The sequence below is a fragment of the Paenibacillus sp. p3-SID867 genome, assembly GCF_025142895.1.
In the GTDB taxonomy this organism is placed as follows: Bacteria; Bacillota; Bacilli; order Paenibacillales; family Paenibacillaceae; genus Paenibacillus_AQ.
Genome location: NZ_JAMBDM010000048.1, coordinates 1 through 6,707, shown reverse-complemented (window position 1 = coordinate 6,707; position 6,707 = coordinate 1). Strand labels below are relative to the sequence as shown.

Annotated in this window: 4 protein-coding genes and 3 pseudogenes; all 7 read left to right on the top strand. The window is 39.7% G+C overall.

Features of this window, described 5'->3' with window-relative positions; genetic code table 11:
- A partial coding sequence (locus M4D81_RS34550) for an NUDIX hydrolase (protein WP_397376904.1) occupies positions 1-343 on the top strand: 343 nt, incomplete at its 5' end.
- A 102-nt stretch (positions 344-445) separates the two neighbouring features.
- Positions 446-1,098: pseudogene (locus M4D81_RS34545) on the top strand (HD domain-containing protein).
- 481 nt (positions 1,099-1,579) lie between these two features.
- Complete coding sequence (locus tag M4D81_RS34540) at positions 1,580-2,041, top strand: hypothetical protein (protein ID WP_260069680.1); 462 nt, start codon at positions 1,580-1,582, stop codon at positions 2,039-2,041.
- Between the two features lie 235 nt (positions 2,042-2,276).
- A complete protein-coding gene (locus M4D81_RS34535; RefSeq protein WP_260069679.1) occupies positions 2,277-2,918 on the top strand; it encodes a DEAD/DEAH box helicase family protein in 642 nt (213 codons plus the stop codon).
- Positions 2,919-3,224: 306 nt separating this feature from the next.
- Positions 3,225-4,708: pseudogene (locus M4D81_RS34530) on the top strand (amidase family protein).
- A gap of 155 nt (positions 4,709-4,863) precedes the next feature.
- On the top strand, positions 4,864-5,706 hold the full coding sequence (locus M4D81_RS34525; protein ID WP_260069678.1) for a tyrosine-type recombinase/integrase: 843 nt from the start codon (positions 4,864-4,866) through the stop codon (positions 5,704-5,706).
- Between the two features lie 170 nt (positions 5,707-5,876).
- Positions 5,877-6,707, top strand: a pseudogene (locus M4D81_RS34520) (DNA/RNA non-specific endonuclease); the annotation flags it as partial.

The following is a 6,707-nucleotide window of genomic DNA, read 5'->3' as shown; positions in this document are numbered from 1 at the left end:
TGAAATCAAAGAGGAAAGTGGAATTGACACTACGGTTAGCTACTTAATTGGTATCTATTCAAATACAGGGATTTTTAAATGGTATGATGGTGTGACTGATGTTCCTACGCAAGTTGGGTTTGATTTCGTATGTAAACCAGTTGGTGGGGAGTTATTAGCTGTTACTGAGGAAACAACCGATAGTCGCTGGGTGGCGAAAGATAAAGTTCTTGATTTCATTGAACACCCCGCTATTCGCACCCGCTATCAGGCATATTTGGATTTTAATGGAGCGGTAAATTACATGGCGTATTTAACGCAACCCGAGTTCATCATAAAACACCAAACATACATATCGAAGTAGAAAGTTTCACGTTATTGAACAAACGAGGAACATGGGTTCAATATATAGGGGGAATTTGCTGTGGAAGCTGCCCCCTGTTTTATTTGTTAAGGAGTTGATGAAATGAGGTTTGTCGAAGATCGATTATACGCAGAGCAATTGTTAAATGAAGCGGCAATATCAAATCCAGGATCATGGGTTCAACACTCCATAAACGTGGCAAAAGCCGCAGAATATATAGCAATAGATTTACTAAAGGCAGGGTATGAAATTGATCCCAATATAGCTTTTACAAGTGGACTATTACATGATATTGGTCGGTATGTAGGTTATACCCCATCAGTTATTCATTCATTGGATGGTTATTTATGATGAATAAGGGCTACGAAGGAACAGCTAATGTTTGCGTTACGCACTCATTTCCATAAACAAACTTAGATACAATTAATGGTTGGGGGGAAATCCCTTCACACATACAACTGCAATTAAGTGAAATATTAAATCAAATTGAATGGACTATCTATGACAAACTAATTACATTATGTGATGCATTAGCAGATGATGAAGGATTTTCAACAATAGAAAAGCGAATTGTTTCGGCTGCCATTAGAAATGGAATCAATTCTAATTCGCCAATTTTATGGAAGGGCTACTTCTGTATTAAGCAAGAAATTGAGAAAATAATTCAAAAATCAATTTACAGGTTGTTTCCTAATATTGAGGAATCCATATATAAAGATATGGCATTAAGAGGAAGCGTAAGTACCATAAAATAATCCATTTTAGAACTGCCATTATAAACACTCATTGAACTAACGAGAAACGTTAGTTCAATGACAACAGCGGCAGTCTATGACTTTATTTATGAAGTCTTAGTCCGCCGCTGTTTCTGTTAATAGACAGTATCTGGAGGTAGGTATCCATCCAAACAGTTTATTCTGGGTACTTGAAAAAATAGTGACTAATTTTAGCGTGGTTATGATTCATATTAACCATCTAAATAATGAAGGAGTGTCGGGTGACAAGATCATGGTCCCATTGAAAGTCGCTAATTTAGCGGCTTTTTTGTTTTATCGGTACAAGTTCTTGTCCCGATTGCCGTAAAGGACAAGAATAAGTGCCGATTACCGATTAGATAAGTATCTAACTGGGTTTCCATGCAATTTCATCAAGCTAATGGGCAGTTAACCTGAATGGTGACTAAGACGCAACCTATTCAAGAAAGTGTTCGTCTGATTATAACGAGGAGGTATGTTAATGAAGAAAATGAATAGCTTCATCATAATGTTAGTTTTAGTAGTTTGCATGATTTTTGCAGGCTGTACAAAGGCAAATACTGAGTCAGAACCAATACACACTGAACCATCAGCCAAGAATACTTCTACAAATGAACCATCAGGTTCAAACAGTAATACAAATCAATCTGATTTAGTCGGTTCCGTTAAGGTAGAAAACTTAGGTTCCGATACTAAAATAACTTATACTTTCAAAAATCAAAGCGAAAAAATGGTGACTGTTATTGGCGGAGCAAGATATAAGTTGTTAAAAGACAACAAAGTAGTAGACGAAGGTGGGGTTCCAATAAAAGATTACATAGATTTGGAGCCTGGTCAGGACTATACAGATATAAAGACATTTTCGAAATTGGAGCCCGGCTCATACAGAATACATGTGGATTGGAACAAAACCATTGTATCTGCTGAATTTGTTCGAGACTAAGCTAACGGGAAACGATAGCTCAAGAAAAACAAGAAGGCAGCCGATCAACGTGGATCGGCTGCTTTTGTTCAACTAACGGGCAGTTTAGTTGGAATGCAAGAGGAATTAATAACCAAACAGTCGAATGTTATTAGTATGCTTTGGAAAGGAGGATTTAAATATGTACTTTCGCTGTTTTAGAAAGCCGATAAGAATCCGCCAACTTCCTCAAAATTAAAATTTGAGGAGGGTAAATATGAAGGTTAATGATAATTATCTGAAAGAACAATTAAAGCATGTGTATTGGTTAAATGGTGGTTGTTGCGCGGGCAAGACCACAATGACAAAGAAATTTGCTGAGGAGTTAGGATTTCAAACGCTAGAGGATAATGTCTTAAAATATAGACCATTCACTAGCCCTGTTGAATACCCTGCCCTTCAATATCCTCATCCTGGTTTGGACTGGGACAAATGGTTTAATAAACCCAATGATGAACATTGTGAATGGCTTTTTCAAATTATCGAAGAAATGATGGAGTTTTTTGTTATCGATTTGTTGAAAATGCCTACCGATACACCAATCATAATAGATTTAGGAATAATGCCCGAACAAATATTACCCTTTATTCCTAAAGAAAGAATGATTTGTCTCTATACGTCTGATGAAGAAATAGAACGGCTATATTTCTTCAGGGAAGACCATAAGATGATTTTGGATATTATTAACCTTACAGTTAAACCAGCGGAAACAATCAAAAACGGCAACAAAAATATGGTAAAGTTTTCTCGTGACATTAGAAATGCCTGTGTTAAAAATGGAATCAAGACCATTAAAAGAACAACTAGCTTAAGTGTTGAAGAACAATTCAGACTAGTTCGTGAACATTTTGGATTATAAGTTGAAACAACCAGTAGTGTAGGTATCATGTGCAGGCTGCCCAATAGGCAGCCTGTTGCGCTAACGGGACACTATAACTAAATAATTAACTTAAACGAGGCTGCCGTCATGATCGGTAGCCTCGTTGTGCTTACGGGCAGTTTTCTTTAGATACAATATTGATGTTCGGATATGTATAAGCTCTCCTGCAATGCCCAAAGATACTTTTTTATTATATCGAAACTTTACCTATACACGTAGTAAGACAGAATGTTACCGTATTATTATTGTCCTATAATTTACCATCACTGGGGGGTATCTTAATATATGAGCATCAACTTGCAAGATTGGATTCAGGACGCTGATTTGGTCAGCATTCAAAAGGCAATGGCTACGGGTGAATGTACCTCCGAAGCCCTCGTTCTAGCATATATCGAAAGAATTCATAGGTATAATCCTTTGATCAATGCTGTATTAGAGATTAATCCAGATGCGGTTGAAATCGCAAGGAATCTCGATTTTGAGCTAAAAACAACAGGTAGTCGGGGGCCTCTTCACGGAATACCAATCCTGCTCAGGATAACATCGATACACACGACCGAATGCATACGAGCGCTGGTTCAATCGCATTGGCTGAGTCGTTTGCTCCTGAAGATTCGTTTATTGCCGCAAAACTCCGCGCTGCCGGCGCAGTTCTTCTAGGTAAGGCAAATATGACCGAGTGGTCGAATTTTATGTCCAGCCGTATGCCTGCTGGATTCAGTTCTAGGGGTGGATATGTGTTGAATCCATATGGACCTGGCAAGCTCTTCGTCAGCGGGTCAAGTTCAGGATCTGCTGCAGCACTAGCTGCGGACCTGGCAGCAGCAGCGATAGGAACAGAAACCGCAGGTTCGAATATTGGGCCGGCCAGCCAACATCTTCTCGTTGGAATAAAGCCTACTATAGGGCTTACGAGCCGCAGCGGCATAATCCCAATCTCCATAAGTCAGGATACACCAGGACCAATTTCCAAGACAGTCACTGATGCAGCGATTCTACTTGGAGCAATCGTCGGTTTTGACGAAAACGATGAGGCAACATGGACTAGCCCGCAACGTACTTCTCATGACTATACAACTTATCTCGACCGAGACTTTCTGCGTAAAGCTCGCATTGGGATTCCCCGACATTACTATGATTCATTGGATGAAGAAAGACTTTCAATCATGGAATCCGCCATTAATGTTCTACGTGAGCAAGGTGCTACAGTTATCGATCCTGTGGACCTCTATTTGGAACAGCATCCATGGAACAATGATGTTATCTGCTACGAATTCAAAACAGGCCTGAATCACTATTTATCGAAGTTGAGCTCGGATATGCCCGTGCATTCTCTTCAAGAATTGATTTCTTATAATCAGAAGCACGCTGCTTCCTCATTGAAGTTTGGCCAAGATAATCTGATTCGCTCGGAACAAAATGCACTAAACGAGACAACCTATCAACTTAAACGTCAAGAATATAACCATCCGACAGTATCGCAAGGAATTGACTATGCACTCGATCAACACGGCTTAGATGCATTAATGCTACCCGGTGATATTGATGGTATGTACATTGCTGCCAGATTAGGGTATCCCCTTATAACGGTGCCCGCCGGTTATTCAGCCAAAGGAACAATTGATGCGGATGGAGATTCGACGCAGGGTCCATTTGGTGTTATCTTTTCCGGGAGGGCTTTCAGTGAGCCCACGTTAATAAGCATCGCCTATAGTTTCGAGCAGGCAACACTTTTTCGTCGTCCGCCAGATCTGGGTGAATTGATGTAGTCACTGATTCGTAATGATACCATTAGTCTTAACAGCTACGTATTGACCATGTCTCTGCAGGGACTTAACCATCGTGATTACGCTAACGGGAACACTAGTTCAAATCATAAAGATTAAATCCTTCTATTAGAAGCAAACTAATAGGAGGTTTTGTTATGATCTTAAGTGAGTTGTGGCGATTGTATGAGACTGATAAACGTATCCAAGGATTTAGTCCGAAAACATTGAAAGCATACGCTCTCCAGAACAAAATGCTGATCAAGGAACTCGGTGACCTGGATATAACCGAGATAACTTTAACTCTGCTGAAGGAGTACTTAGCGAAACAATCTAATCGGTTGAAGCCAAGTAGCCTAGGACACCGGATTCGCTTTGTTCGTTCCCTTTTTCGCTATGCTTTTGAAGAAACATACTTGACTTCTAATCCCTCCCTAAAACTACGAGAACCTAAAATGGATAAACGAATACCTAAGTTTTTAATCGAGGAAGATATAATTCACTTAAAGATCGCTTGTCAATCACTGAGAGAAAGGGCGTTACTTGAATTTCTCTACAGTACGGGCTGCCGGGTTGGAGAAGTGGAGAAGATAAATATCGAGGATCTTAACTGGGAAAACTGCTCTGCAATTGTTAATGGCAAGGGTTCAAAGCAGAGAGAGGTTTATTTCACGACAGAGTGTAAAGTGTGGCTCAAGAAGTATCTGGCCGGCCGTGAAGACAACTGTAAAGCCTTATTCGTAACCGATACACATCCGAGTAGACGGATGGCCATTCCTACGATCAGGTGGGCGTTGAAACGGCTTGCAGGCCGAGGAGAGCTTGAAGTAAATCTATATCCGCATCGATTTCGTCATACCTATGCGTGCCAACTCCTCGATAATGGAGCACCTTTAGATTTCATTCAAGGCATGCTAGGGCATGAAAAAGCATCAACCACTCAAATATATGCTCAGCTGCGCGGCGAACGACGACGAGAACTTTATCGTCGATATTTTTAGCATTTTGAATAACAGCAGATTCCCCTTAAAGTCCGCCTTTATTCAACTAAAGGGCAGGATAATTCAATACGATATTAGTCTTATATGGTAAGATTATAGAACAAGATAAGATAAGTTAAAGTCGTCGTTTTAGAATGAACAGTATGAAATTATTATAGGAGAGTCCTAAAATGAAAAAGAAAATGAACTATTTAATCCTAATTTTCACGATCATCTTTATAGTTGGTTGTACCAACGTAGAAGATACATCCAGTACAGATGTAGAAACAGATTCACAAGAAGTAACAACAGATACTACAAATAAGAATATTGTAAAAAAAGAAGCTGTCAAAGTGGTTGTTGATGAACCAGTAGGAAAGGAAACATCAACACAACTGAATAATGATTTGTTTTCAGGATACAAGCTTATCGAAGTTGATGGTGGTGATTTGTCTGGGCATCGTGAACCTAACATTGTTGTTGACATTGGTTACGGAGACCGTGAGTATTGGTCATTTACTAATGAATATGGGCAATTAGTGCGTGTCATTGCTGATGAAATTATTCTACAAGACGACCGTAACGAACCTGTATTATCGTCTGGCAGATACTACCCTGATGAGGCAAAGGTTACTGGTGTCGAAAGTGACGTTTTAGATGAAGGACATATCATTGCTGATTCTCTCGGAGGGGTATCGAATGCATATAATATTACCCCATAAGATAGCACACTCAATCGACATGGTGATCAGGCTTATATGGAAGATGCGATTCGCAAAGCAGGTAGAGCCAATAAATTTGAAGCGATCGTCACATATCCGAATACAGAAACCCAAATCCCTTCAAGTTACCAGTACACCTATACGTTAAAGGGTAACAAGATCGTTGATACATTTGACAATGTGAACCCTGATGAAGTAAATGTATCACTCGGGTTAACGGGCAGTGAGCCTTCTGACTCAACTAGTACAAATTCAAACGCTGACATTTCTAGTGTTGATACAAACGGTAATGGACAGGTT

What these genes read in the sequence shown, in the direction of transcription:
- M4D81_RS34540 (WP_260069680.1), top strand. Translation starts at nt 1,580, where the DNA reads ATGAAGAAAATGAATAGCTTCATCATAATGTTAGTTTTAGTAGTTTGC.
- M4D81_RS34535 (WP_260069679.1), top strand. Translation starts at nt 2,277, where the DNA reads ATGAAGGTTAATGATAATTATCTGAAAGAACAATTAAAGCATGTGTAT.
- M4D81_RS34525 (WP_260069678.1), top strand. Translation starts at nt 4,864, where the DNA reads ATGATCTTAAGTGAGTTGTGGCGATTGTATGAGACTGATAAACGTATC.